Annotated in this window: 24 protein-coding genes; 16 read left to right on the top strand and 8 right to left on the bottom strand. The window is 72.9% G+C overall.

Annotated features, from left to right (window positions below; translation table 11 throughout):
- The first annotated feature begins 21 nt into the window (after nt 1–21).
- From D0Z67_RS02305 to D0Z67_RS02295, 3 genes are read left to right on the top strand one after another with little or no spacing between them, the layout of a single operon-like run.
- Complete coding sequence (locus D0Z67_RS02305; protein ID WP_031180342.1) at nt 22–1,419, top strand: DUF6421 family protein; 1,398 nt, start codon at nt 22–24, stop codon at nt 1,417–1,419.
- A 41-nt stretch (nt 1,420–1,460) separates the two neighbouring features.
- Nucleotides 1,461–2,207 carry an SDR family oxidoreductase gene (locus D0Z67_RS02300; RefSeq protein ID WP_031180343.1) on the top strand — a complete coding sequence of 249 codons (747 nt, stop codon included), beginning with the start codon at nt 1,461–1,463 and terminating at the stop codon, nt 2,205–2,207.
- Nucleotides 2,204–3,274 (top strand): threonine aldolase family protein, encoded by a 1,071-nt coding sequence (locus D0Z67_RS02295; RefSeq protein WP_031180344.1) that lies wholly within the window; start codon nt 2,204–2,206, stop codon nt 3,272–3,274. The genes D0Z67_RS02300 and D0Z67_RS02295 overlap by 4 nt, the downstream gene beginning before the upstream one ends.
- A 66-nt stretch (nt 3,275–3,340) precedes the next feature.
- Here D0Z67_RS02295 and D0Z67_RS02290 read toward each other — a convergent pair whose 3' ends face one another.
- Nucleotides 3,341–4,069, bottom strand: coding sequence for a lysophospholipid acyltransferase family protein (locus D0Z67_RS02290; RefSeq protein WP_031180345.1), 729 nt, complete (start codon nt 4,067–4,069; stop codon nt 3,341–3,343).
- Between the two features lie 240 nt (nt 4,070–4,309).
- On the opposite strand from D0Z67_RS02290, the gene D0Z67_RS02285 reads away from it, so the two are divergent.
- The 4 genes from D0Z67_RS02285 to D0Z67_RS02270 all read left to right on the top strand — a co-directional run bounded on the left by D0Z67_RS02285 (nt 4,310) and on the right by D0Z67_RS02270 (nt 7,407).
- Nucleotides 4,310–4,678, top strand: a complete 369-nt coding sequence (locus tag D0Z67_RS02285) for a TlpA family protein disulfide reductase (RefSeq protein WP_234312672.1) — start codon at nt 4,310–4,312, stop codon at nt 4,676–4,678.
- Nucleotides 4,679–4,873: 195 nt separating this feature from the next.
- The gene (locus tag D0Z67_RS02280; protein ID WP_031180347.1) at nt 4,874–5,383 is read left to right on the top strand and encodes a flavin reductase family protein; all 510 of its coding nucleotides are present in this window, start codon (nt 4,874–4,876) and stop codon (nt 5,381–5,383) included.
- A gap of 221 nt (nt 5,384–5,604) precedes the next feature.
- Nucleotides 5,605–6,390 carry an electron transfer flavoprotein subunit beta/FixA family protein gene (locus D0Z67_RS02275; protein WP_031180348.1) on the top strand — a complete coding sequence of 262 codons (786 nt, stop codon included), beginning with the start codon at nt 5,605–5,607 and terminating at the stop codon, nt 6,388–6,390.
- 54 nt (nt 6,391–6,444) lie between these two features.
- Nucleotides 6,445–7,407, top strand: coding sequence for an electron transfer flavoprotein subunit alpha/FixB family protein (locus D0Z67_RS02270; RefSeq protein ID WP_031180349.1), 963 nt, complete (start codon nt 6,445–6,447; stop codon nt 7,405–7,407).
- 86 nt (nt 7,408–7,493) lie between these two features.
- On the opposite strand, the gene D0Z67_RS02265 is transcribed toward D0Z67_RS02270, so the two are convergent.
- The gene (locus tag D0Z67_RS02265; protein WP_031180350.1) at nt 7,494–7,706 is read right to left on the bottom strand and encodes a hypothetical protein; all 213 of its coding nucleotides are present in this window, start codon (nt 7,704–7,706) and stop codon (nt 7,494–7,496) included.
- 274 nt (nt 7,707–7,980) lie between these two features.
- On the opposite strand from D0Z67_RS02265, the gene D0Z67_RS02260 reads away from it, so the two are divergent.
- Nucleotides 7,981–9,243 (top strand): DUF6986 family protein, encoded by a 1,263-nt coding sequence (locus D0Z67_RS02260; RefSeq protein ID WP_031180351.1) that lies wholly within the window; start codon nt 7,981–7,983, stop codon nt 9,241–9,243.
- A 5-nt stretch (nt 9,244–9,248) separates the two neighbouring features.
- Here D0Z67_RS02260 and D0Z67_RS02255 read toward each other — a convergent pair whose 3' ends face one another.
- Nucleotides 9,249–10,298 (bottom strand): LacI family DNA-binding transcriptional regulator, encoded by a 1,050-nt coding sequence (locus D0Z67_RS02255; protein ID WP_031180352.1) that lies wholly within the window; start codon nt 10,296–10,298, stop codon nt 9,249–9,251.
- A gap of 224 nt (nt 10,299–10,522) precedes the next feature.
- On the opposite strand from D0Z67_RS02255, the gene D0Z67_RS02250 reads away from it, so the two are divergent.
- Entirely contained in the window at nt 10,523–11,476 is a 954-nt protein-coding gene (locus tag D0Z67_RS02250; protein WP_031180353.1) for an ROK family protein, read from the top strand.
- Between the two features lie 47 nt (nt 11,477–11,523).
- Here D0Z67_RS02250 and D0Z67_RS02245 read toward each other — a convergent pair whose 3' ends face one another.
- Complete coding sequence (locus D0Z67_RS02245) at nt 11,524–13,533, bottom strand: NPCBM/NEW2 domain-containing protein (RefSeq protein WP_051887537.1); 2,010 nt, start codon at nt 13,531–13,533, stop codon at nt 11,524–11,526.
- 174 nt (nt 13,534–13,707) lie between these two features.
- Between D0Z67_RS02245 and D0Z67_RS02240 the strand changes: the two genes are divergently transcribed.
- Nucleotides 13,708–13,896, top strand: a complete 189-nt coding sequence (locus D0Z67_RS02240) for a hypothetical protein (protein WP_031180355.1) — start codon at nt 13,708–13,710, stop codon at nt 13,894–13,896.
- Nucleotides 13,897–14,037: 141 nt separating this feature from the next.
- A complete protein-coding gene (locus D0Z67_RS02235; RefSeq protein WP_031180356.1) occupies nt 14,038–15,081 on the top strand; it encodes an NUDIX hydrolase in 1,044 nt (347 codons plus the stop codon).
- Nucleotides 15,082–15,139: 58 nt separating this feature from the next.
- Here D0Z67_RS02235 and D0Z67_RS02230 read toward each other — a convergent pair whose 3' ends face one another.
- Entirely contained in the window at nt 15,140–16,495 is a 1,356-nt protein-coding gene (locus D0Z67_RS02230; RefSeq protein WP_031180357.1) for a dipeptidase, read from the bottom strand.
- 171 nt (nt 16,496–16,666) lie between these two features.
- On the opposite strand from D0Z67_RS02230, the gene D0Z67_RS02225 reads away from it, so the two are divergent.
- Nucleotides 16,667–17,950 (top strand): geranylgeranyl reductase family protein, encoded by a 1,284-nt coding sequence (locus D0Z67_RS02225; protein WP_078873154.1) that lies wholly within the window; start codon nt 16,667–16,669, stop codon nt 17,948–17,950.
- A gap of 28 nt (nt 17,951–17,978) precedes the next feature.
- Here D0Z67_RS02225 and D0Z67_RS02220 read toward each other — a convergent pair whose 3' ends face one another.
- The gene (locus D0Z67_RS02220; RefSeq protein WP_031180359.1) at nt 17,979–18,431 is read right to left on the bottom strand and encodes a nitroreductase/quinone reductase family protein; all 453 of its coding nucleotides are present in this window, start codon (nt 18,429–18,431) and stop codon (nt 17,979–17,981) included.
- Between the two features lie 127 nt (nt 18,432–18,558).
- On the opposite strand from D0Z67_RS02220, the gene D0Z67_RS02215 reads away from it, so the two are divergent.
- On the top strand, nt 18,559–19,251 hold the full coding sequence (locus D0Z67_RS02215) for a TetR/AcrR family transcriptional regulator (protein ID WP_031180360.1): 693 nt from the start codon (nt 18,559–18,561) through the stop codon (nt 19,249–19,251).
- A gap of 32 nt (nt 19,252–19,283) precedes the next feature.
- Here the strand turns inward: D0Z67_RS02215 and D0Z67_RS02210 are convergent, their stop codons facing one another.
- On the bottom strand, nt 19,284–20,063 hold the full coding sequence (locus D0Z67_RS02210) for a DeoR/GlpR family DNA-binding transcription regulator (RefSeq protein ID WP_031180361.1): 780 nt from the start codon (nt 20,061–20,063) through the stop codon (nt 19,284–19,286).
- Nucleotides 20,064–20,186: 123 nt separating this feature from the next.
- Here D0Z67_RS02210 and D0Z67_RS02205 point away from each other — a divergent pair, with 123 nt between their 5' ends.
- Entirely contained in the window at nt 20,187–21,068 is an 882-nt protein-coding gene (locus D0Z67_RS02205) for an SIS domain-containing protein (protein ID WP_031180362.1), read from the top strand.
- Nucleotides 21,069–21,089: 21 nt separating this feature from the next.
- A complete protein-coding gene (locus D0Z67_RS02200) occupies nt 21,090–21,950 on the top strand; it encodes a class II fructose-bisphosphate aldolase (RefSeq protein ID WP_031180363.1) in 861 nt (286 codons plus the stop codon).
- Here the strand turns inward: D0Z67_RS02200 and D0Z67_RS02195 are convergent.
- On the bottom strand, nt 21,937–23,070 hold the full coding sequence (locus D0Z67_RS02195; RefSeq protein WP_031180364.1) for a methyltransferase: 1,134 nt from the start codon (nt 23,068–23,070) through the stop codon (nt 21,937–21,939). The two genes, D0Z67_RS02200 and D0Z67_RS02195, sit on opposite strands and share 14 nt — an antisense overlap.
- Nucleotides 23,071–23,148: 78 nt before the next feature.
- On the opposite strand from D0Z67_RS02195, the gene D0Z67_RS02190 reads away from it, so the two are divergent.
- Nucleotides 23,149–23,814, top strand: coding sequence for an alpha-ketoglutarate-dependent dioxygenase AlkB family protein (locus D0Z67_RS02190; protein ID WP_031180365.1), 666 nt, complete (start codon nt 23,149–23,151; stop codon nt 23,812–23,814).
- Nucleotides 23,815–23,846: the final 32 nt, after the last annotated feature.

Raw genomic sequence — 23,846 nt, 5'->3', positions numbered from 1 at the left:
TTCTCCCGTGGAGGATGGGACATGACGGAAATTCTTGTGCAGGCCGGTCCGGAGGGACACCTTCCTTCGCTGACCAGGGTGGTCGAGCACCCGGCGTGGCCCGTCCTCAAGGCCGCGGTGGAGCAGATCCGGCCATGGCAGTCGAAGGACGGCTCGATCGACTTCACCGCCGAGGGCGCCCCCGGGCGCGCCGAGGCGGAGGCGGCCGTGGACCGGGTCGTGGACGCCGTGGAGCAGCTCTCCCCGCTGGTCGCGCACGACGCGGAGTACCACCGCGCGCTGGTGGCCGACCTGCGCCGCTGGGCCGAGGGCGGCTTCGAGGTGCCGGACTTCCTGGACTCGCTGCTGGCGTTCCAGCCGGCGGCCGACCGCGCGGACGGCCTCCAGCACCTGGTCGTCTTCCCGATGTACACGCAGAACGGCAACCCCGACCGCAACCTGGAGGCGGTCGTGCTGCGCATGGTCTGGCCGGACTGGCTGGCCGAGCTGGAGCGCACCCGGTACGACAACCCGCTGTTCTGCGGCATCACCTTCGAGGACTTCACGGCCGGGTACGACACCAACTCCGCCGTCCTCTTCCCGGAGACCATCGCCGTCCGTGAGGCGCCGGAACGTTTCTCCTGGGGTGGCATCTTCTGCGACCGCGAGGCCGCCCGCTTCCGCCGGGTCACCGACGCCGCCGTCGGCATCCTGGGCCTGGAGCTGCCCGAGGACATCGCCGCGATGGTGCACGACCAGAAGCGCTGCGAAGAGGCGTTCGTGCTCTGGGACATGGTCCACGACCGCACCCACAGCCACGGCGACCTGCCGTTCGACCCCTTCATGATCAAGCAGCGCCAGCCCTTCTGGATGTACGGCCTGGAGGAGCTGCGCTGCGACCTCACCGCCTTCAAGGAGGCCGTGAAGCTGGAGGCCGACGGCGTCCCGCAGGCCCGTGACGTGCAGTACGCGGTGCTCTTCGACCGGATGTTCCGCTTCCCGGTCACCGGCGACCGCGTCCGCAACTACGACGGGCTCGGCGGCCAGCTCCTCTTCGCCTACCTGCACAAGCACGACGTGGTCCGCTGGACCGACAACAAGCTCGCCATCGACTGGGAGCGCGCCCCGCAGGTCACCAACCAGCTCTGCGCCGACATCGAGCAGCTCTACCGCGACGGCATCGACCGCCCCAAGCTGGTGCACTGGTTCGCCGGGTACGAACTCGTCGCCACCTACCTCTCCCCGCACCCCGGCTCCAAGTGGGCCAAGGGCCCCGACGCCCTCGACCTCGGCCTGCCGCCGCGCAAGCTGGTGGACGACGTGCTCCCGGACGAGTTTCCGCTGAGCATGTTCTACGAGGCGCTGGCCAAGAAGCTGAAGAATGTGATCGCCGAGACCAAGGGCATCACCGCGGACGGCGCCGAGCGGATCGCCGCGTGAGCGACCGCCGGGACGACACGGCAGTGGGAGAAGGGAAGACGATGCAGAACGGGGCTCTTCGGGGCGCGGTGATCGCGGTCGCCGGTGCGGGCGGACCGGCGGGACGGGCCACCCTGATCAGGCTCGCCGAGGCGGGCGCGACCGTGGTCGGCGCGGACAACGACCCCGCCCGGCTGGCGGAGGCCGTGGACGCGGCCCGCTACGCCAACGGCGGCGCCACGGTCACCGGCGAGACGGTCGACCTGCTCGACCTGGACTCCACCCGCGCCTGGGCCGCCGGCATCGAGAAGGAGTTCGGCCGCGTCGACGGCCTGGTCCACCTGGTCGGCGGCTGGCGCGGCGGCGCCAAGTTCGACGACACCGACCTCGCCGACTGGGACCTGCTGGAGAAACTGCTCGTCCGCACCGTCCAGCACACCTCGCTCGCCTTCTACGACGCCCTCCAGCGCGCCGGGGGCGGCCGTTACCTGCTGATCAGCGCCGCCGGCGCGTCCAAGCCGACCGCGGGCAACGCCGCGTACTCCGCCGCCAAGGCCGCGGCCGAGGCGTGGACGCTGGCTATGGCCGACGGCTTCCGCAAGGCGGGGGGCGAGGACGGCCCGCAGGCCGCGGCTGCCATCCTGGTGGTGAAGGCGCTGGTGCACGACGCGATGCGCGCGGAGCGCCCCAACGCGAAGTTCGCGGGCTTCACGGACGTCAAGGAGCTGGCCGAGGCCATCGAGGGCGTCTGGGGCAGGCCCGCCGCCGAAGTGAACGGAAACCGTCTGTGGCTGACCGAGAAGCCGTGAACCCTCCCAGGACCGACGCCCGTCGTCACCACGACCCGCAGGTCCGCGGTTTCGCCAGCGACAACTACGCCGGGGCGCACCCCGAGGTGCTCGCCGCCGTGGCCCTGGCCAACGGCGGCCACCAGGTCGCGTACGGCGAGGACGAGTACACCGAGAACCTCCAGCGGATCATCCGCAGCCACTTCGGCGCGACCGCCGAGGCGTTCCCGGTGTTCAACGGCACCGGGGCCAACGTGGTCGCGCTCCAGGCGGTCACCGACCGCTGGGGCGCGGTGATCTGCGCCGAGAGCGCGCACATCAACGTGGACGAGGGTGGCGCGCCCGAGCGGATGGGCGGGCTGAAGCTGCTCACCGTGCCCACCCCGGACGGCAAGCTCACCCCCGAGCTGATCGACCGGCAGGCGTTCGGCTGGGACGACGAGCACCGGGCGATGCCCCAGGTCGTCTCGATCACCCAGTCCACCGAGCTGGGCACCCTCTACACGCCCGACGAGATCCGCGCGATCTGCGAACACGCCCACGCGCACGGCATGAAGGTGCACCTGGACGGCTCCCGGATATCCAACGCCGCCGCCTCCCTGAACGTCCCCATGCGGGCGTTCACCAACGCGGTCGGCGTCGACATCCTGTCGCTGGGCGGGACGAAGAACGGTGCCCTGTTCGGCGAGGCGGTCGTGGTCATCAACCAGGACGCCGTCTCCCACATGAAGCACCTGCGCAAGCTGTCCATGCAGCTCGCGTCCAAGATGCGCTTCGTCTCCGTGCAGTTGGAGGCCCTGTACGCCAAGGACCTCTGGCTGCGCAACGCCCGGCACGCCAACGAGATGGCCCAGCGGCTCGCCGAGGGCGTCCGCGCGGTGCACGGCGTGGAGATCCTGCACCCGGTGCAGGCCAACGGCGTCTTCGCCCGGCTCCCGCACGACGTGAGCGTCCGGCTGCAGAAGCGGTTCCGCTTCTACTTCTGGGACGAGGCGGCCGGTGACGTCCGCTGGATGTGCGGCTTCGACACCACCGAGGACGACGTCGACACCTTCGTGGCGGCGCTCAAGGAGGAGATGGCCCGCTGAGGGCCTCCTCGGGACACGCGAACGGCCCGGCCGGACGGGGAACCGTCCGGCCGGGCCGTCGTCGTCTCAGTGGGCCTCGGCCGCGCGCAGCTGCTCGTTCGTCGGGGCCGTGCCGCCCAGGTGGGCGGGGAGCCACCAGGAGTCCTCGGCGCCCCTCGGGCGGGCCGGGTAGGCACGCTGGGCCGCGTCCAGCAGCTCCTGGACGCGCTCACGCAGCCGGCGGGTGATCGCGCCCGCGTACTGCTCGCGCGACGCCTCCAGCGCCTCGCCGACCCGCATGGTGACCGGGGTGTGGCTGCGCTTGAAGTTGCGCGGCTGGCCCTTGGTCCACAGCCGCTGGGTGCCCCACAGCGCCATCGGCACCAGCGGGACGCCCGCCTCCTGCGCCAGGCGCGCGGCACCGGACTTGAAGCCCTTCAGCGTGAAGGACTGCGAGATCGTCGCCTCGGGGAACACCCCGACGATCTCCCCGGCGCGCAGCGACGCCAGCGCGTGCGCGTACGCCGTCTCGCCCTGCTCGCGGTCGACCGGGATGTGCTTCATGCCGCGCATCAGCGGACCCGACACCTTGTGCCGGAACACCGACTCCTTGGCCATGAAGCGCACCAGGCGCTTCTGCGGCAGCGCGGCCAGACCGTTGAAGATGAAGTCCAGGTAGCTGATGTGATTGCTCACCAGGACGGCGCCGCCGGTACGCGGGATGTTCTCCGACCCCTGGCAGTCGATCTTGAGGTCCCAGACCTTGAACATCGTCTTGGCGAGACCGACGACGGGACGGTAGACCAGTTCTGCCATGTTCGGGGTGGTCCCTTTCTGCTCTGCTCGGGAAAGGGGGCTCCCGGCGGGAAGTTACGGAGCCGTAGGTTTACGGCTCTCGCAGATCGTGCCCCAAGAACGGGCGGGTGACCAGTCCTGGTGCCCGGTGGCGGCGAGATCCTCGTCACGTCCGCCCTCGACCCACTCTTTCGGAGGCGGGGAATCCATTCGGCCCTCGATGTGCTGGTGTTGAGGACGGATCGGACGAGCGGTGCCGCGGTGGCGGCAGGGCGGAGGACACAGGTGCGCGGGGCGGACGACGTACGGCGGCTGACGGCGGCCGACCTCGGCGGCGAACCGGGGGAGCGGGCCACCCTCGTGCAGTTCTCCTCCGCCTTCTGCGCGCCCTGCCGGGCCACCCGGCGCACCCTCGCCGAGGTCGCCCGGATGGTGCCCGGTGTCGCCCATGTCGAGATCGACGCGGAGGCCCGGCTGGAGCTCGTCCGCGAACTCGGCATCCTGAAGACCCCCACCGTGCTCGTCCTCGACGCCGGCGGCGCGGTCGTGCGGCGGGCCCAGGGGCAGCCGCGCAGGGCCGATGTCATCGCCGCGCTGGGCGAGGCCGTGCGGGGGCGGCACGATGGCTGAGCGCTCCCGGGCGCACCGGCGGCGACTTGACTGCGCCCGCCGTCGGTCGTCAGCCTGGCCCGGTGCCGATCGAACACCTTCTCGCCGGACCGGCCGCCGCCCGCGGCCCGGCCCGCCTCGGGAGCGCCCGCTGCCGGGGCCGTTGAACAGCACCGGACCCCACCAGCTCGCCCCCGTCAGCAGAAGGACGACCTCATGACGGCCACTTACGGCCTCGGTTCCCGGCAGCCCGCCTCTCCGGACCTGCTGCGTTCCGTCTTCCGCCGGCACGCGGCCGGTGTCGCGGTGATCACCGCGCGCGGCGAGCACGGCCCGGTCGGCTTCACCGCCACCTCGCTCAGCTCCGTCTCCGCCGAGCCCCCGATGATCTCCTTCGGCATAGGCACCGGCGGGTCGAGCTGGCCTGCCATCGAGCGCACCGACCACGTCGGCGTGCACCTGCTCGCCGAGCACCAGAGCGAGCTGGCGGCCACCTTCGCCCGCAGCGGCGCCGACCGTTTCGGGGCGTCCACCGCGTGGCGCGAGGGGCCCGGGGGCGTGCCCGTGCTGGACGACGTGCTCGCCTGGCTGGTGTGCCGGATCGTGGGCCGGGTACCGGCCGGGGACCACCGGATCGTGCTCGCCGAAGTGCTGCTCGGCGATCCCTCCGGCGACGGCCGCCCGCTGCTCTATCACCAGGGACGCTTCAACGCCCTGCGGGACTGAGCGGGTTGGGCCCCGGCTCCGCGGTGCCGTCGAGTTCCGGTTACGCTGCGTTGCGAAGGTCACAGTTCAAAGCGCTTGCTTAGCGGGCATGAACTGGATGTACTGGTGAGTAATATTTCGGTCGGAGCGCACCGACGCCCCGAGCGGGATCAGCCGCTTGAGGCGCCTATGCTGCACTTCAAGAGGCAGCCCGGAAAAGACGATGCAGTAGGAGAGCCGGCGTGAGCTTGAGGATCGTTGTCACTGTGAAGTACGTGCCCGACGCCACTGGCGACCGGCACTTCGCCGATGACCTGACCGTCGACCGCGACGACGTGGACGGTCTGCTCTCCGAACTCGACGAGTACGCGGTGGAGCAGGCTCTTCAGATCGCGGACGAGGCGGACGACGCCGAGGTCACCGTGCTGACCGTCGGCCCCGAGGACGCGAAGGACGCGCTGCGCAAGGCGCTCTCGATGGGTGCCGACAAGGCGATCCACGTCGAGGACGACGACCTGCACGGCACGGACGCGCTGGGCACCTCGCTGGTGCTGGCCAAGGCCATCGAGAAGGCCGGCTTCGACCTGGTGATCTCCGGCATGGCCTCCACCGACGGCACCATGGGTGTCGTCCCGGCGCTGGTCGCCGAGCGTCTCGGTGTGCCGCAGGTGACGCTGCTGTCCGAGGTCTCGGTCGAGGACGGCACCGTCAAGGGCCGCCGTGACGGCGACGCCGCCTCCGAGCAGCTGGAGGCTTCGCTGCCGGCCGTGATCTCCGTGACGGACCAGTCGGGCGAGGCGCGTTACCCCTCGTTCAAGGGCATCATGGCGGCCAAGAAGAAGCCGGTGGAGTCCTGGGACCTGTCCGACCTCGACATCGAGGCGGAGGAGGTCGGCCTCGAGGGCGCGTGGACCAAGGTCGAGACCGCGACCGAGCGCCCGGCGCGCACCGCGGGCACGATCGTCAAGGACGAGGGCGAGGGCGGCAAGCAGCTCGCCGAGTACCTCGCGGGCCAGAAGTTCATCTAAGGACCCGCACCCCGCCGACCGCCCCTCAACTTCGTTACGCAGGAGAGCAATCCCATGGCTGAAGTCCTCGTCTACGTCGACCACGTGGACGGTGCCGTCCGCAAGCCCACCCTGGAGCTGCTGACGCTGGCCCGCCGCATCGGCGAGCCCGTCGCCGTCGCCCTGGGCAACGGCGCCGCCGACACCGTCGCCGCCCTCGCCGAGCACGGCGCGGTGAAGGTACTCACCGACGACGCGTCCGAGTACGCCGACTACCTGGTCGTCCCCAAGGTCGACGCGCTCCAGGCCGCCGTCGAGGCCGTCTCCCCGGCCGCCGTGCTGGTCCCGTCCTCCGCCGAGGGCAAGGAGATCGCCGCCCGTCTGGCGCTGCGCATCGGCTCCGGTCTGATCACCGACGCCGTCGACATCGAGGCCGGGGCCGAGGGTCCCGTCGCCACCCAGTCGGTGTTCGCCGCGTCGTACACCACCAAGTCCCAGGTCACCAAGGGCGTCCCGGTCATCACGGTCAAGCCGAACTCGGCCGCCGTGGAGGCCGCCCCGGCCGCCGGTGCCGCCGAGGCGCTGTCGGTGACCTTCTCGGACAAGGCGACCGGCACCAAGGTCACCGGCCGCACCCCGCGCGAGTCGACGGGCCGCCCGGAGCTGACCGAGGCCGCGATCGTGGTCTCCGGTGGCCGTGGCGTCAACGGCGCGGACAACTTCGCGCTGATCGAGGCCCTCGCCGACTCGCTCGGCGCCGCTGTCGGCGCCTCGCGTGCCGCCGTGGACGCCGGCTGGTACCCGCACACCAACCAGGTCGGCCAGACCGGCAAGTCGGTCTCGCCGCAGCTGTACATCGCCAACGGCATCTCCGGCGCGATCCAGCACCGCGCGGGCATGCAGACGTCGAAGACGATCGTCGCGGTCAACAAGGACCCCGAGGCCCCGATCTTCGACCTGGTCGACTACGGCGTGGTCGGCGACCTCTTCGAGGTCGTCCCCCAGCTCACCGAGGAAGTCAAGACCCGCAAGGGCTGACCCCTCCGACGCCGAACGAGGCCCCCGGAACCCACACGGTCCCGGGGGCCTCGCCCTGTTCCGGGCGCCTTGCGACGGCCCGGGGTTCAGAGCTGGTGCGCGCACGCCACCACGAACACCGCCCCGGCGCCGCACGCGAGCAGCGCAGCGGACAGTACCCAGGCGCCGGTCCGCTCACCGCGCACGAACCGCGCCCCGAGCCGGTCGTCCAGATACGCGACGCACCACAGCAGGGCCGGCCCGGCCGCCGCGACGGGCAGCCCCAGCGCGGAGTGCGCCGGCCACGCCCCGCCCCGCATCGGCCCGCCCCAGCAATGGTCGTAGGGCCCCGGTCCACCAGCACGTACAGCACGCCACGGGCTACGAACAGCAGCTCCACACCGACGCGACGAGGGAGAGCGCGCCGAGCGGGATGCCCAGCAGGGCGTGCAGCAGCGCGCGGGCCTGCCCCGGTGCCGTCCCTCGGTACGAGCGGACACCCGGCGGCCCCTACGGGTGGCGGGGTGTGTTGACCCGCCGGAATCGCCCTGGATAGCGTCCCTGGACGGGTTCGTCGAGGCCGGAGGGTGGGGCATGGGTCGGCAGGAGCGGGTGCGGACGAGTCTCGGCGCGGGGGTCGGCAAGGAGGTCGACGGGCTTCTCGCGCCTGTCGACGCCGAGTTGGCGCTCCGTTATCCCGGCGATCCCGGCACACGTCAGCCCGTGCACACCGTGTATGTGCCGGGAGACGTGTTCGGCGCCGGGACCGTGCGCGAGTGGGGTGACCGGGCGCTCGCCGCGCTCGACGAACACGCCCCGGACGCGGACTCGTTCGGGGCCGTGCTCGGGCTGGACGGGGGACTCGCCGGGCCGGTGTACGAGCGGGTCCGGGCCAAGCTGGAGCGCGAGCCCGTGGAAGACCTGCGGGTCGATTTCGAGGACGGGTACGGGCACCGCCCGGACGCCGAGGAGGACGAGCACGCCGCCCGCGCCGCCCGGCTGCTCGCCGAGGACTCGCCCCCGTACCTCGGGGTGCGGGTGAAGTGCATGGAGGCGGGGGTGCGCGAGCGGGGCGTCCGTACCCTCGACGTCTTCCTCACCGGGCTGCTGGCGGCCGGCGGACTGCCCGAGGGGCTGAACCTGACCCTGCCGAAGGTGACGTACGCCGAGCAGGTCGCGGCGTTCGCGCATGTGCTGGACGCCTTCGAGCGGGTGCACGGGCTGGAGTCCGGGCGGCTCGGCTTCGAGATCCAGATCGAGACCAGCCAGGCGATCCTCGCCACGGACGGCACCGCCACCGTCGCCCGCATGATCCAGGCGGCCGGAGGGCGGGCCACCGGACTGCACTACGGCACCTTCGACTACAGCGCCGCCCTCGGCGTCTCCGCCGCCCACCAGGCCCCCGACCACCCCGCAGCCGACCACGCCAAGGCGGTGATGCAGGTCGCGGCCGCCGGCACCGGCGTACGCGTCTCGGACGGCTCCACCAACGTGCTGCCGGTCGGACCCACCGCGCAGGTCCACGACGCCTGGCGGCTGCACCACCGGCTCACCCGTCGCGCCCTGGCCCGCGCCTACCACCAGGGCTGGGACATGCACCCCGGCCATCTCCCGACCCGGTACGCGGCCGTCTTCGCCTTCTACCGCGAGGGGTTCGCCCAGGCCGCCGCCCGCCTCGCCGCCTACACCGCCCGCGCCCAGGGCGACGTGCTGGACGAGCCCGCCACCGCACGGGCGCTGAGCGGCTACCTGCTGAGGGGCCTGCACTGCGGCGCCCTGGACAGCGCCGAGGTGACGGCCGCGAGCGGGCTCAGCCGGGCCGAACTGGAGAACCTGGCCGCCCTCAGGCCCCAGTAGCCCTCTCAGTCCGCCGGGGGCAGCTCGCCCGAGCCCCGCGTGATCAGCCGGGTCGGCAGTTCCAGGCGTTCCGGCGTGCCGGGGGCGCCGTCGAGGCGCTGGAAGAGGCGGTCGGCGGCGGTGCGGCCGAGCGCGGCCGCGTCCTGCGCGACCACCGTCACGCCCGGCTGGAGCAGGTCGGCCAGCTCGAAGTCGTCGAACCCGACGAGGGCGACCGGCCGGTCGTACTCGGCCAGGACCCGGATCACGGTGACCGTCACCCGGTTGTTGCCGGTGAAGACGGCGGTGACCCGGTCGGGCCCGGAGAGCATCTCCTCGGTGGCCCGCCGCACCCGCTCCGGATCGGTCGCCCCCAGCGACATCCAGCCCTCCGCGACCGGTATCCCCGCGTCTTCCATCGCCGCCCGGTAGCCGCGCAGCCGCTCGGCGGCCGTGTGGATGCGGGGCATGTCGCCGATGAAGCCGATCCGGCGGTGGCCGTGCGCGATCAGATGCGCGACCCCGTCACGGGCGCCGCCGAAGTTGTCCGACAGGACCACGTCCGCGTCGATGCCCCCGGCCGGCCGGTCCACGAACACCGTGGCCACGCCCGCCCGGATCTCCGGCTCCAGATAACGGTGGTCGTCCCCGGCCGGGATCACCACCAGACCGTCCACCCGCCGCGCGCACAGCGCGAGCGCCAGCTCCTGCTCCCGCTCCGGGTCCTCCGCGCTGGACCCGTTGATCAGCAGCGCCCCGTGCGCGCGGGCCACCTCCTCGACGGCCCGGCTGAGCGGCCCGTAGAACGGGTCCGCGAGGTCCTCCAGCACCAGGCCGATGCTCGCGGTACGGCCCTTGCGCAGCACCCGCGCGCTGTCGTTGCGCCGGAAGCCCAGCGCCTCGATCGCCTCCCGCACCCGCCGCTCGGTGTCCGGAGTGACCCCCGGCTCGCCGTTGACCACCCGGGACACCGTCTTCAGGCCGACCCCGGCCCGCGCGGCCACGTCCTTCATGGTGGGCCGGTTGCCGTAACGGCTGCCGTTGGCGCGGTCTGCTCGGCGGGTGGTCTCGGGCACGGTGCGGTGTCCTGTCCTGTTGTCCGGGGGTGGCGCGGGTGTGACGGGTCGGTGCGGGGAATCAAAGGCCGGTACAAGCATGTGGCGTCGAGCATAGAGCCTGGACAACGTTGTCAGGTGCGAGAGAGACTGTCCACCGCCGTTCCGGCCCGCGCCCCCACCGCGACCAGGCCGGGGAGGCCCACCGAAACCAACCGACGGCTCGACGGGGAGACCAGACTCAGATGCACACCGACCTCGTGGCGGCCCTGGACATCGGCGGTACCAAGATCGCCGGTGCGCTGGTGGACGGCCATGGCCGGATTCAGGCGCGCACCCAGCGCGCGACGCCCGCGCGGCAGGATGGCGAAACGGTCATGCAGGCCGTCGAGCAGGTGCTCGGCGACCTCGCGGCCTCGCCGCTGTGGGGACGCGCCTCCGTGCTCGGCATCGGCAGCGCCGGTCCGGTGGACACCTCGGCGGGCACCGTGAGCCCGGTCAACGTGCCGGGCTGGCGCGGCTTCCCGCTGGTCGAGCGGGTACGCGCGGCCACCGGCGGCCTGCCGGTCGAGCTGATCGGCGACGGCGTCGCCATCACCGCCGCCGAACACTGGCAGGGCGCCGCGCGCGGCCATGACAACGCCCTCTGCATGGTGGTCTCCACCGGCGTCGGCGGTGGCCTGGTCCTCGGCGGCCGGCTGCACCCGGGCCCCACCGGCAACGCCGGTCACATCGGCCACATCAGCGTCGACCTGGACGGCGAGCCCTGCCCGTGCGGCGCGCGCGGCTGCGTGGAGGGCCTGGCCAGCGGCCCCAACATCGCCCGCCGCGCCCTGGCCGACGGCTGGCTGCCCGGCCCGGACGGCGACACCTCCGCCGCCGCCGTGGCGGACGCGGCCCGCCGGGGCGACCCGGTCGCCGTGGCCTCCTTCGAGCGGGCCGCGCAGGCCCTCGCGGCCGGGATCGCGGCGACCGCGACCCTGGTCGAGATCGACATCGCGGTGATCGGCGGCGGTGTCGGCAAGGCGGGCGACGTGCTCTTCGCCCCGCTACGCAAGGCCCTGGCGGACTACGCCACCCTCTCCTTCGTCCAGCGGCTCACCGTCGTGCCCGCCCAGATGGGCACCGACGCCGGCCTGGTCGGCGCCGCCGCGGCCGCGCTCGCCCTCCGGCCGGACACCACCGCCGCCGGAGTCTGACGGACGCGCGTGGCCACGGGGCCAACACCCCCGTGGCCACGGCCGGTTCAGCAGCCAAGCCGGGCGTCCGCCCAGTCCGCGTGGTCGGAGTCGATCCCGTCGCCCCCGTCGGTGACGACCAGCCGCACCACCCGCGCGCCGCTGACATCGGCGCTGAGCGGCTCGGCCGGATCGGCGTTGGTCAGTACGCCCGTCGAGGCGGCCTTCACCCCGTCCGCCCAGATCTCGAACGCCACGCTGCCCTTCGCGCCCTTCTCGTCGTCCACGCCCACCTCGGCGGTGACCGTCGAGCAGTGCCGCCCGGTGTAGTACGCGACCTCGCTGACCGCGTGCACCCCGAGCCCCTTGGCGTACACCGTGGAGCCGATGGTGAGCGGGGAGCCGTCGCCCGCCGCGTCCTCGCCGTTGCTGGTGTCCCGCTCCACCGGACCCCACCCGCTGACCGCCGAGAGCCACGGCAGGTCGCTCAGGTACGAGGTCCCGGCAGGCGGCGGCACCACCACGGACGCGCTCACCGGCAGCTCACTCGTCACCCGCTCCCCGGCGGGCGAGCGGTACCGCACGCGCAGCGAGAGGACGTACGACCCGACGGGCGTACCGGGCGGCGCGGTCACCCGCCAACGGGTGCGCAGGGAACCCCCGTTGGGGAGGCTCGCCCTGGTGGCGGGGGACAGGGCGCGTACGGTCCACCCCTCCGGGCCGGTCAGCGCGGCCGAGACCTCGCGGGCCGGGGTGCGGCCCAGGCCGGTGACGGTCGTGGTGAGCGTGGCCGGGGTGTCCCGCTCGACGAACGGCGCCTCGTCAAGGCCGAGTTCGACGGCGGGCGGGTGTTCCGCCCAGTGGCCGTCGGCCGACACCCGGAGCAGCACGGTGCCGTGGGCCGGGACGGTGGCCGCGATGGTGCCGGCCGTGTTGGTGTCCCGGTGCTGCCAGAGGTCGCGCTGGGTGTAGCCGGCGGCGCGGGGCAGGCCCACGGCGGCGGCGCTGGTGGCGACGCGCTGCGCGGTCCCGGACTCGTTGAACAGGGCTACCGCGCGGCTGCCGTCGGCCATCTCCTTGGCGACCACCCAGCGCCCCGCCTCGCTGGAGATCACCGTGCCCTGCTTGCCCAGCGGGTCCTGGTCGACCGCGATGACCTCCTTGTTGCCCAGGATGTCCAGGGTGGCGGGGGAGGCGGTGCGCAGATCGGTGCCGATGAGCAGCGGCGCCGCCATGACCGACCAGAGCGAGAAGTGGGAGCGGTACTCGGTGTCGGTCATCCCGCCGTTGCCGACCTCCAGCATGTCGGGGTCGTTCCAGTGGCCGGGACCGGCGTAGGGGGCGAGGGGGAGGTTCTGCTTGAGGATGGAAAGCATCGAGCCCCAGCTGTCGCTGATGTCGCCGGTGGTGCGCCAGAGCTGGCCCACGCCGGCGGCCCACTCCCAGGGCTTGTTCTCGCCCCACTCGCAGATGCTGTAGACGATCGGGCGCCCGGTGGCCCTGAGGGCGTCGCGCATGGTGCGGTAGCGCTGCTGGGCGTCCACGCCCTGGTTGTTGCAGTTGTCGTACTTCAGGTAGTCCACGCCCCAGTCGGCGAACTGCCGGGCGTCGCTCTCCTCGTGGCCCAGCGCGCCCGGGAAGCCCGCGCCGTCGCAGGTCTTGGTGCCCGCGCTGGTGTAGATGCCGAGTTTGAGGCCCTTGGCGTGCACATAGTCCGCGACCGCCGAGATGCCGTGCGGGAAGCGGGCCGGGTCCGGGACGAGCTTGCCGTCGGCGTTCCGCTGGGGGAGTGCCCAGCAGTCGTCGAGGTTGACGTACTGGTACCCCGCGTCCTTGAGGCCCTTGGTCACGAAGAGGTCGGCGATGCCCTTGACCATGTCCTCGTTGAACTCGGCCCGGCAGTGCGTGGAGTTCCAGTTGTTGAAGCCCATCGGCGGGGTGGGCGCCAGGCCCTCGGCGGGGGCCCGGGGAGGGGGCGCGGCCGTGGCAGGGGCGGCGAGACCGCCCGTGCTCAGCAGGGTCGTCAGGAGCAGTGCGGCTGTTCGGATGCGGTGCGTGCGGGGACGAGGGTGACGCATCGTCGGCGTTCCTCCGGCTCGCGGCGGACAGGGACGGGGCACCGGTGCGCGATCACGGTAGGACGTGTCCGAGTCTGTTGGAAGGGGTAGGACGGATCTGTTCGGTCCTGGTGGTTCGGCTGGCCGAAACCCGTACCGCGTGACCCCTCGGGCCATCAAGCAGTTGATCACGGCATGAAGAAGCGCAGCATGCTCGCCATCGCCAGCCTCGCCACCGGATTCGTGGTGGCCGCCCTCACCCCGTCGCACGCCGCCGAGAACGCCGGGCTCAGCGACCTCAAGGTGGACGACACCCTGAGCACCGTCGACCACATCGTGAGCCAGGACAGCTTCGACGTGGACGAGGGCGCGCTCGGCCAGTAACGGCCGGAACCGGCCGCCGGCACCGTGCCGGGACCCCGCCCCAGGGGTCCCGGCACCGTGCTGTGCGCCCTCAACTGCGCGTGGTTTCCGTGACAGGGTGGAACGGGCAAGCCCCAGGGGGCCAACAGAAGAGGGGGAACCGTGACCGTCGTCTGGATCAACGGCGCGTTCGGTGCGGGCAAGACCACGACCGCACGGGAATTGATCGAACTGATCCCGAACAGCACGATCTTCGACCCCGAGCTGATCGGCGCCGCGCTCCCGCGCCTGCTGCCGGCCAAGCGCCTCGCCGAGGTCGACGACTTCCAGAACCTGCCGATCTGGCGCCGCCTGGTGATCGACACCGCCGCCGCGCTCCACGCCGAGCTGGGCGGGACCCTGGTGGTCCCCATGACCCTGCTGCGCCAGGAGTACCGCGACGAGATCTTCGGCGGCCTCGCCGCCCGCCGGATCTCCGTGCGCCATCTGCTGCTCGCCCCGGCCGAAACGATTTTGCGCCAGCGGATCGCCGGGCGGGAGCCCTCGCCGGGCGTTCCGGACGCCGAGATGCGCGAGCGGCAGTGGGCCTACGACCACATCGAGCCCTACCGCGCGGCCCTCGCCTCCTGGCTCACGGCCGACGCGTACCCCGTCGACACCAGCGGGCTCACGCCGTACCAGAGCGCCGTCCGGATCACCGAGGCCGTGGGGAGCGGGGCGGCCCGGCCGTGCGAGATCGTGCAGACGCCCGAGCCGGCCGGGGAGACGCTGGCCGCCGGGGTGCTGCTCTTCGACGCGGAGGACCGGGTGCTGCTGGTCGACCCGACCTACAAGCCGGGCTGGGAGTTCCCCGGCGGGGTGGTCGAGCGGGGGGAGGCCCCGGCCCGCGCCGGGATGCGCGAGGTCGCCGAGGAGGTCGGCATCCGGCTGCGCGAGGTGCCCCGCCTGCTGGTGGTCGACTGGGAGCGTCCCGCCCCGCCCGGCCACGGCGGACTCCGCCTGCTCTTCGACGGCGGCCGCCTCGCCCCCGACGAGGCCGCCCGTGTGCTGCTGCCCGGCCCCGAACTGCGCGCCTGGCGCTTCGCCACCGAACGCGAGGCCGCCACCATGCTCCCCCCGGTCCGCTACGAACGCCTCCGCTGGGCGCTGAGAGCCCGCGAACGCGGCGCGGCGCTGTACCTGGAGGCGGGGGTGCCGGTGGGCTGACGCGCACTCGACGACGGTGCGCACACTCCCACGGGCGGGCGCACCGTCGTCAACTCGCTCAGTTCGCCGCGTACTTGTTCAGGAACAGGGCCTCCGCGACCGAGAGGCGCTCCAGCTCCTCGGGGGAGACGCTCTCGTTGACCGCGTGGATCTGGGCCTCGGGCTCGCTCAGGCCGATGAGCAGGATCTCGGCGTCGGGGTAGAGACCGGCGAGGGTGTTGCAGAGCGGGATCGAGCCGCCCTGGCCCGCGTACTGCATGGTCTCGCCGGGGTAGGCGGCCGCCATCGCGTCGGCCATCGCCTGGTAGGCGGGGCTCGTGGTGTCGGCGCGGAAGGGCTGGCCCTGGCCGACCTGCTCGACGCTCACCCGCGCGCCCCACGGCGCGTGGGCCTCCAGGTGGGCGGTGAGCAGCTTGGTCGCCTCGGCGGCGTCCACGCCCGGCGGCACCCGGAGGCTGATCTGCGCCCGGGCGGCGGCCTGCACGGACGGGGTGGCGCCCACGACCGGCGGGCAGTCGATGCCGACGACCGTCACGGCCGGACGCGCCCACAGGCGGTCGGCCACCGAACCGTCACCGATCAGCTCCACGCCGTCCAGCACCTTGGCGTCCGAGCGGAACTGCTCCTCGCCGTACTCCAGGCCCTCCCAGCGGGCGTCGGCCGTGAGGCCGTCCACCGTGGTCGAACCGTCCTCGGCGCGCAGCGAGTCCAGCAGACGGATCAGCGCCGCGAGCGCGTCCGGGGCGGCGCCGCCGAACTGGCCCGAGTGCAGGTTCCCGGCCAGGGTGTCGACCTGGACCCGGAGCATCGTCATACCGCGCAGAGTGGTGGTCGCCGTCGGCAGGCCCACCCGGAAGTTGCCGGTGTCGCCGATCACGATGGTGTCCGCCGTCAGCAGCTCGGGGTGCGCCTCCGCGTACCGCTCCAGGCCGCCCGTGCCCTGCTCCTCCGAACCCTCCGCGATCACCTTGACGTTGACCGGCACCCCGCCGTTCGCCTTCAGCGCGCGCAGCGCCAGCAGGTGCATGATCAGGCCGCCCTTGCAGTCGGCCGCGCCGCGCCCGTACCAGCGGCCGTCCCGCTCGGTCAGCTCGAACGGGGGCGTGGTCCAGCCGGCCTCGTCCAGCGGGGGCTGCACGTCGTAGTGGGCGTAGAGCAGCACGGTCTTCGCGCCCTCGGGGCCGGGCAGGTAGCCGTACACCGACTGGGTGCCGTCGGGGGTGTCCAGGAGCGCCACGTCGGTGAAGCCCTCGGCGGTGAGCGCGTCCGCGATCCAGTTCGCGGCGCCCTCGCTCTCGCTCTTCGGGAACTGCTCGAAGTCCGCCACCGACCTGAAGGCGACCAGCTCGGCCAGCTCCGCCTTGGCGCGGGGCATCAGCGAGGCGACGGTCTCGGCGACCGGATTCGACGACATGGGCACGGCTCCTCGTGGGGTACGACGTTGAACTGCTGGAATACACCGATCCTCCCACAGCGGCCCACGCCGGGGACCCGCCGTAGGATGCGTGGGACATGGGGGTCCCCCGCCCCGTGTCAGCGGTGCACCGGGGGAGCGGCAGCGGCTTGATCGGAGCGATGGACCATCGTGAGCGGCGAGAACACTTCGGCGGAGGATGAGCGGCGGGTCTGGGACGTCGTCGTGGTCGGCGCGGGACCCGCGGGCGCCTCGGCGGCCTACGCGGCGGCCGTCGCCGGCCGCCGGGTGCTGATCCTGGAGAAGGCGGAACTGCCCCGCTACAAGACGTGCGGCGGCGGCATCATCGGCCCCTCCCGCGACGCGCTCCCGCCCGGCTTCGAACTCCCCTTCAGAGACCGGGTGCACGCCGTCACCTTCTCCCACAACGGCCGCTTCACCCGGACCCGCCGCTCCCGGCAGATGCTGTTCGGGCTGATCAACCGGCCCGAGTTCGACCAGCGGCTGGTGGAGCACGCCCAGAAGGCGGGCGCCGAGGTGCGCACCGGCGTCACCGTGCAGCGCGTCGAGCAGCACGGCTCGGCCGTCCCCGACCGGCGCACCGTCGCCGTGGTCCTGCAGAACGGCGAGACGGTACTGGCCCACGCGGTCGTCGGCGCGGACGGCAGCGCCAGCCGCATAGGAGCCCATGTCGGGGTCAAGCTCGACCAGGTCGACCTCGGCCTGGAGGCCGAGATCCCGGTGCCGGACACCGTCGCCGAGGACTGGCAGGGCCGCGTCCTCATCGACTGGGGCCCGCTGCCCGGCAGTTACGGCTGGGTCTTCCCCAAGGGCGACACGCTCACCGTCGGCGTGATCTCCGCGCGCGGCGAAGGGGCCGCCACCAAGCGGTACTTGGAGGACTTCATCGCCCGGCTGGGCCTCGCCGGCTTCGAACCGAGCATCTCCTCCGGGCACTTGACCCGCTGCCGCGCCGACGACTCCCCGCTCTCCCGCGGCCGGGTGCTGGTCTGCGGGGACGCGGCCGGTCTGCTGGAGCCCTGGACCCGTGAGGGCATCTCCTTCGCGCTGCGCTCCGGGCGCCTGGCGGGTGAGTGGGCGGTACGGATCGCCGAGGCCCACGACGCGGTCGACACCCGCCGGCAGGCCCTGAACTACGCCTTCGCCATCAAGGCGGGGCTCGGCGTGGAGATGAGCGTCGGCAAGCGGCTGCTGGCCGCCTTCGAGCGCCGTCCCGGTGTCTTCCACGCCGGGATCACCGGGTTCCGGCCCGCGTGGAAGGCGTTCCGGGACATCACCACCGGTGCGACGACGCTGGGGGAGATGGTCAGGTCCCGTCCGCTCGCCCAGCGGGCGCTGGCCGCGCTGGACCGGGGGCGGACCGTGCCGGAGAACCGGCCGGAGCAGGAGGAACAGCCGGAGCGCCCGGAGCAGGGGGACACCGTCAGTCCGTGACGGTGAGCACCGTCAGTCCGGATCACCGTCAGTCCGTGACGGTGATCCGGAACACCGGGTGGTCGGAGGCGGCCGCGAGGATCTCCGCGTCGGGGCTGCTCGCGGTCACCCCGGCGAAGAACTTGTCGACCTGCCAGCCCCAGCGCTCCAGGTAGGTCCGCAGTATCGGCAGCTTCTCCGCGTCCGGCAGCTCCACCGCGCGAAACGGCCGCACCTTCCGGCCGACCCGCAGCTCACCGCCGTGCGCCACACGCATGTTGCGCACCCACTGGGAGTGTCCGCGCGCCGAGACGAGGTACCGCTCGCCCTCGTAGGTGTGCGGGTTGACCGGGATGCGCTGCATCTCGCCGCTCCTGCGGCCGCGCACCGACAGCTCCGCACTGCCCGCCAGGCTGACACCGAGGCGGGCCAGCTTGCCGACCAGCCCGTTGAACCACGTGCCGAGCGGGCTTGCCTTCAGGTAGTACGGCGCGGACGACATGACGACCCCCAGGGGTTCGGGAGAGCGGTGCTCTCGCTTCTGGTTCCAGTGTGCCGAGATCAGTGCTCTCGCGCAAGAGCAGTGCTCTGCTTTGTGTGCACTGCTCCGTAATGGCACACTGACCGGCATGAGCACCGCAGAGGGCGCCCGCGCACGGGCCAGGACCGAGGTCACCGCGGCCATCAAGGACGAGGCCCGCAGGCAGCTCGCCGCCGAGGGCGCGTCGAAGCTCTCGCTGCGCGCGGTGGCCCGCGAGCTGGGCATGGTGTCCTCCGCGCTGTACCGCTACTTCCCCAGCCGCGACGACCTGCTGACCGCGCTGATCATCGACGCCTACGACGCGATCGGCGCGGCGGCCGAGACCGCCCACGCGGCCGTCCCCGAGGGGGAGCTGATGCGCCGCTGGACGGTCGCCTGCGAGGCGGTACGGGTATGGGCGCTGGCCCACCCGCACGAGTACGCCCTGATCTACGGGTCGCCGGTACCGGGATACGCGGCCCCCGCCACCACCATCTCGTCCGCCGCGCGGGTGGCCATGGTGCTGATCGGGGTCGTCCGCGACGCCGACCGGGGGCCCGGCCTCACCGGCCTGGCACTCCCCGCCGAGCTGCGGACCGAGGCCGAGCGCATGGCGGCGGACATCGCCCCCGAGCTGCCGGTGGAGGCCGCGCCCGCCATGGTCGCCGCCTGGGCGGAGCTGTTCGGGCTGGTCGGGTTCGAGGTGTTCGGGCAGTTCGAGCAGGTGGTGCTCGACCGGGAGCGCTTCTTCCGGCACGCCGTGACCCGGCTCGGTGTGAGCGTGGGCCTGCCGGCCGCCTGAGCCGGCGGCACCCCCTGTCCGCTCCGGCGGGCTCAGACCGCCAGCACCCGCACGCCCGCCTCCTCGAACCGGCGCACCGTCTCCGGGGCGACCGCGGTGTCCGTCACCAGGGTGTCCACCGGTTCCGGGCCGCAGATCCGGGCGAACGCCCGCCGTTGGAGCTTGCTGGAGTCGGCCGCGACCACCACCCGCTCCGCGCGCTCGCAGAGCAGCCGGTTGACCGCCGCCTCCGACTCGTCGTGCGCCGCCGCGCCGTGCACCGGGTCGAAGGCGCCCACCCCGAGCACCGCCACGTCCAGCGTGACCGCGCCGAGCACCCCGTCGGCGAGCGGCCCGACCAGCTCGAACGACTGCGGACGCGCGACCCCGCCGGTCACCACGATCTTGAACTGCGGCCGTACGGCGAGTTCCCCCGCGATGTTGAGCGCGTTGGTGACCACGGTCAACGCGGGTGAGCCGGCGGCCAGATCGGGGCGTACCGCCAGCGCGCGGGCCACCTCCGTGGTCGTCGTGCCCCCGGTCAGCCCCACCGCCTCGCCCGGCGCCACCAGTTCCGCCACCGCGGCCGCGATCCGCTGCTTCTCGGAGGCGTGCCGGGCCGTCTTGTAGCGCAACGGCAGCTCGTACGACACCCCGTGCGCCACCGCCCCGCCCCGCGTCCGTACGAGCATCCGCTGCTCGGCCAGCCCGTCGAGGTCCCGGCGGATGGTCGCCGCCGACACCGCCAGCTCGGCCGCCGCCTCCTCGACGTCCAGCCGGCCCCGCTCCGCGAGGAGTTCGAGCAGTGCCTGCCAGCGGGTGTCCCGCGCCATCGGGTCTCCGTTCCTGTGATCTCCCGGCGACCCTAACGCACCGGTGATTTCCGTCCCGATGCTTGATTGTGCTCGAAAGTCCCCCGTATCTTGCAAGAACGATCAGCCTGGGGGGGGTGTGGCATGAGCCATGTCGAGGACGAGCTGAGCAGCCAGCCGGAGTGCTGGGAGCGGGCGGCGCGGGAGGCGGGCCCGCACCGGGCGGCCCTTCCGGTGCCGGGGGAGCGGGTCGCGGTCGTCGGCTGCGGGACCTCGTACTTCATGGCGCAGGCCGTGGCCGCGCTGCGCGAGGGCGCCGGGCAGGGCGAGACGGACGCGTTCGCCGCCTCGGAGTTCCCGCGCGGCCGGTCCTACGACCAGGTCGTCGCCCTCACCCGCTCCGGCACCACCACCGAAGTGCTCGACCTGCTGACCCAGTTGAAGGGCACGGCACGCACCACCGCGATCACCGCCGACCCGGAGACACCGATCCGGCAGGCCGCCGACGGCCTGGTGGTCCTCGACTTCGCCGACGAACGCTCCGTCGTGCAGACCCGGTTCGCCACCTCCGCCCTCACCCTGCTCCGCGCGCACCTGGGTCTGCACACCCCGGCCGCCGTCACCGACGCCCGCGCGGCCCTCACCGCCCCGCTGCCCGAAGGACTGGTGGAGCGGCGGGAGTTCACCTTCCTCGGCCAAGGCTGGACCGTGGGACTGGCCAACGAGGCGGCGCTGAAGATGCGCGAGGCGTCGCTGTCCTGGACCGAGGCGTACCCGGCGATGGAGTACCGGCACGGCCCGATCAGTATCAGCGGCGAGGACACCGCGACCTGGACGCTCGGCCCGGCCCCCGAGGGGCTCGCCGAACAGGTGCGCGCGACCGGCGCGTTGTGGATCGAGGGCGGTCTCGACCCGCTGGCCGAACTGATCCGCGTCCAGCGTCTCGCCGTGGCGGTCGCCGCCGCGCGGGGGCTCGACCCCGACCGGCCCCGCCACCTCACCCGCTCGGTGATCCTCACCCCCTGAACGCGGAAGGGAGCAGTCGCCGTGCCTCTCACCACCACCGGTGAACTGATCACCCGGGCAGCCCGACTCCGTACCGCCGTGGCCGCGTTCAACATCATCACCCTCGAACACATCGAGGCCGTCGTCATGGGAGCCGAAGCGGCCGGAGCGCCCGTCGTGCTCCAAGTGAGCGAGAACGCGGTTAAGTTCAGGAACGGCCACCTCCAGCCGCTCGCCCACGCCGCCGTCTCCGCCGCCGAACAGGCCGCCGTCCCGGTGGCGTTGCACCTCGACCACGTCCAGAGCGACGGCCTTCTGCGTCGCGCCCCCGACGCCGGGTTCAGCTCGGTGATGTACGACGCCGCCCGCCTGCCCTACGCCGAGAACCTGGCCGCCACGCTCGCGGCCGCCGACTGGGCGCACGCCCAAGGTCTCTGGATCGAGGCCGAGTTGGGCCAGATAGGCGGCAAGGCCGGCAGCCCCCCGCTGGACGCCCACGCCCCAGGAGCCCGTACCGACCCCGCCGAGGCGCGGGACTTCGTCGCGCGGACCGGTGTCGACGCGCTGGCCGTGGCCGTCGGCAGCACCCACGCCATGACCACCCGTACCGCCGGCCTGGACCACGCCCTGCTCAAGCGGCTCTCCGCCGAACTGGCCGTACCCCTGGTGCTGCACGGCTCCTCGGGCGTGCCGGACGACGAGCTGGCGCGGGCGGTGGAGGGCGGCATCGGCAAGGTCAACGTCGGCACCGCGCTCAACACGGCCCTCACCCGGGCCGTCCGTGACCACCTCGGCCGGCACCCCGGGACGGTCGACCCGCGCACCTACCTCGCCGACGGCCGCACGGCCATGGCCGAGGAGGTGGCCCGAATTATCCGCGTACTGGGCGTCAGCCCTGCTTGACCGCCTTCAGCACCACGAACTTCGGGTCGCTCGCCACCAGTTCGCAGTTGCCGAACAGCCGCTTCAGCTTCGTGTGGTAGCCCAGATGCCGGTTGCCGATCACCCACAGCTCGCCGCCCGGCCGCAGCGCGCGCTCGGCGCCGGTGAACATCCGCCAGGACGTGGCGTCGCTGGTGGCCTGGTGGGAGTGGAACGGCGGGTTGTTCAGCACCAGATCGACACTGCCGGACGCCACCCCGGCCAGCCCGTCCCCGACCCGGAACTCGGCGTGCCCCGGCACCCCGTTCGCCTTGTACGTGGCCTCCGCCGAGGCCACGGCCTGGAACGACTCGTCCACGAACAGCACCTCGGCCTCCGGGTCGGCCAGCGCCACCGCCGTGCCCACCACGCCGTTGCCGCAGCCGAGGTCCACCACCCGGCGCCCGCGCGTCTCCGGCAGGTGCCCCAGGAAGAACCGGGTGCCGATGTCCAGCCGGTCGGCGCAGAAGACACCCGCGTGATTGACCACCGGCCGCCCCGACGCCGCCCCGACCCCGTCCGGCAGGGTGTAGCCGTACGGCCAGGGGTTGACCGGCGCGACGAGCGACGGGTCCGGGGTGCAGAAGATCAGCCGGGCCTTCTGCTCGGCCAGCGAGGTGCGGGTCGGCCCGAGAATCCGCTCGAACAGCTTCAGCGTGGAGGTGTGGATCTCCTTCACCATGCCGGTGCCGATCACCACCGTCCCCGCGTGCACCGAGGGCGCCAGCCGCAGCAGCTGGTCCTCCAGCAGCGCCAGGCTCTTGGGCACCCGCACCAGCAGCACGTCCACCCGCTCCGGCACCGGGTCCTGCGTGGTCAGCAGCCGTACCGTGCCGGGGCCGACCCCGGCCCGCGCCAGGTTGGCCCGCGTGGCCTCCTGGCTCAGGAAGGACTCGGTGATCTGCGTCGGCCGGTGTGCGGCGAGCGCCGTCGCCAGCGCGCCCCAGCGGTCGCCGAGCACCACCACCTCGCCCGACAGATCCACCCCTTCCCCGGCCAGATGCCGCAGCAGATAGGCGTCGGAGGCGTCCCAGGCACGCAGCCGGTCGCGGGGATCATCGGGGAAACGGGACAGCTCGGTCTCGCCCCACGGAGTCGTCATGCGGTCGTTCATCGCCCCCCAGGCTAGCCGAGCCGCAGCTCAGGCCCGGTCGGCCGCTCCTGCGGCAAGATGGGGCGCATGGACGTGGAACTCTTCCCGCGGGAGCGGGCCGAAGCCGCACCGGGCGCCGTGCACGTCCCGCACTGGCTGGACGAGCACCGGCAGCGCGCGCTGCTCACCGCCTGCCGCGGATGGGCCCGCCCGCCGGCCGGACTGCGCACCGTCCACACCCCCGGCGGCGGCACGATGACCGCCCGGCAGGTCTGCCTCGGCTGGCACTGGTACCCGTACGCCTACGCCCGCACCGTCGTCGACGGCGACCACGCGCCCGTCAAACCCTTCCCGGCCTGGCTCGGCGAACTGGCCCGGGACGCGGTCGCCGATGCCCTCGGCCCGGAAGCGGTCCCCGGCGACCCCTACGACATCGCCCTGATCAACTTCTACGACGGCGACGCCCGCATGGGCATGCACCGCGACGGCGACGAACGCTCCGCGGCCCCGGTGGTCTCCCTCAGTCTGGGCGACACCTGTGTCTTCCGCTTCGGCAACACCGAGACCCGCACCCGCCCCTACACGGACGTGGAGCTGCGCAGCGGCGACCTGTTCGTCTTCGGCGGCCCCTCCCGCCTCGCCTTCCACGGCGTCCCGCGCGTGCTCCCCGGCACCGCGCCGCCCTGGCTGGGCCTGACCGGTCGGCTCAACATCACCCTCCGGGTGAGCGGCCTGGCCGCCTCCGGTGATTGACCGTGTCACATGGGTCACGAGACCGGTCACGA

This window comes from Streptomyces seoulensis (assembly GCF_004328625.1).
GTDB classification, from domain to species: Bacteria; Actinomycetota; Actinomycetes; order Streptomycetales; family Streptomycetaceae; genus Streptomyces; species Streptomyces seoulensis.
The sequence above is the reverse complement of the archived record's forward strand: the minus strand, read 5'-3'. Positions and strand labels throughout refer to the sequence as shown.

Bases quoted from the DNA above. Each gene is read 5' to 3' on its own strand.
- D0Z67_RS02220 (WP_031180359.1), bottom strand. From the start codon at position 18,431: ATGTCGTCCGCGCCGTACTACCTGAAGGCAAGCCCGCTCGGCACGTGG.
- D0Z67_RS02230 (WP_031180357.1), bottom strand. From the start codon at position 16,495: ATGTCGTCGAATCCGGTCGCCGAGACCGTCGCCTCGCTGATGCCCCGC.
- D0Z67_RS02240 (WP_031180355.1), top strand. From the start codon at position 13,708: ATGAAGAAGCGCAGCATGCTCGCCATCGCCAGCCTCGCCACCGGATTC.
- D0Z67_RS02210 (WP_031180361.1), bottom strand. From the start codon at position 20,063: ATGGCGCGGGACACCCGCTGGCAGGCACTGCTCGAACTCCTCGCGGAG.
- D0Z67_RS02190 (WP_031180365.1), top strand. From the start codon at position 23,149: ATGGACGTGGAACTCTTCCCGCGGGAGCGGGCCGAAGCCGCACCGGGC.
- D0Z67_RS02290 (WP_031180345.1), bottom strand. From the start codon at position 4,069: ATGGCAGAACTGGTCTACCGTCCCGTCGTCGGTCTCGCCAAGACGATG.
- D0Z67_RS02265 (WP_031180350.1), bottom strand. From the start codon at position 7,706: ATGCGGGGCGGGGCGTGGCCGGCGCACTCCGCGCTGGGGCTGCCCGTC.
- D0Z67_RS02245 (WP_051887537.1), bottom strand. From the start codon at position 13,533: ATGCGTCACCCTCGTCCCCGCACGCACCGCATCCGAACAGCCGCACTG.
- D0Z67_RS02270 (WP_031180349.1), top strand. From the start codon at position 6,445: ATGGCTGAAGTCCTCGTCTACGTCGACCACGTGGACGGTGCCGTCCGC.
- D0Z67_RS02205 (WP_031180362.1), top strand. From the start codon at position 20,187: ATGAGCCATGTCGAGGACGAGCTGAGCAGCCAGCCGGAGTGCTGGGAG.
- D0Z67_RS02280 (WP_031180347.1), top strand. From the start codon at position 4,874: ATGACGGCCACTTACGGCCTCGGTTCCCGGCAGCCCGCCTCTCCGGAC.
- D0Z67_RS02260 (WP_031180351.1), top strand. From the start codon at position 7,981: ATGGGTCGGCAGGAGCGGGTGCGGACGAGTCTCGGCGCGGGGGTCGGC.
- D0Z67_RS02250 (WP_031180353.1), top strand. From the start codon at position 10,523: ATGCACACCGACCTCGTGGCGGCCCTGGACATCGGCGGTACCAAGATC.
- D0Z67_RS02300 (WP_031180343.1), top strand. From the start codon at position 1,461: ATGCAGAACGGGGCTCTTCGGGGCGCGGTGATCGCGGTCGCCGGTGCG.
- D0Z67_RS02305 (WP_031180342.1), top strand. From the start codon at position 22: ATGACGGAAATTCTTGTGCAGGCCGGTCCGGAGGGACACCTTCCTTCG.
- D0Z67_RS02195 (WP_031180364.1), bottom strand. From the start codon at position 23,070: ATGACGACTCCGTGGGGCGAGACCGAGCTGTCCCGTTTCCCCGATGAT.
- D0Z67_RS02215 (WP_031180360.1), top strand. From the start codon at position 18,559: ATGAGCACCGCAGAGGGCGCCCGCGCACGGGCCAGGACCGAGGTCACC.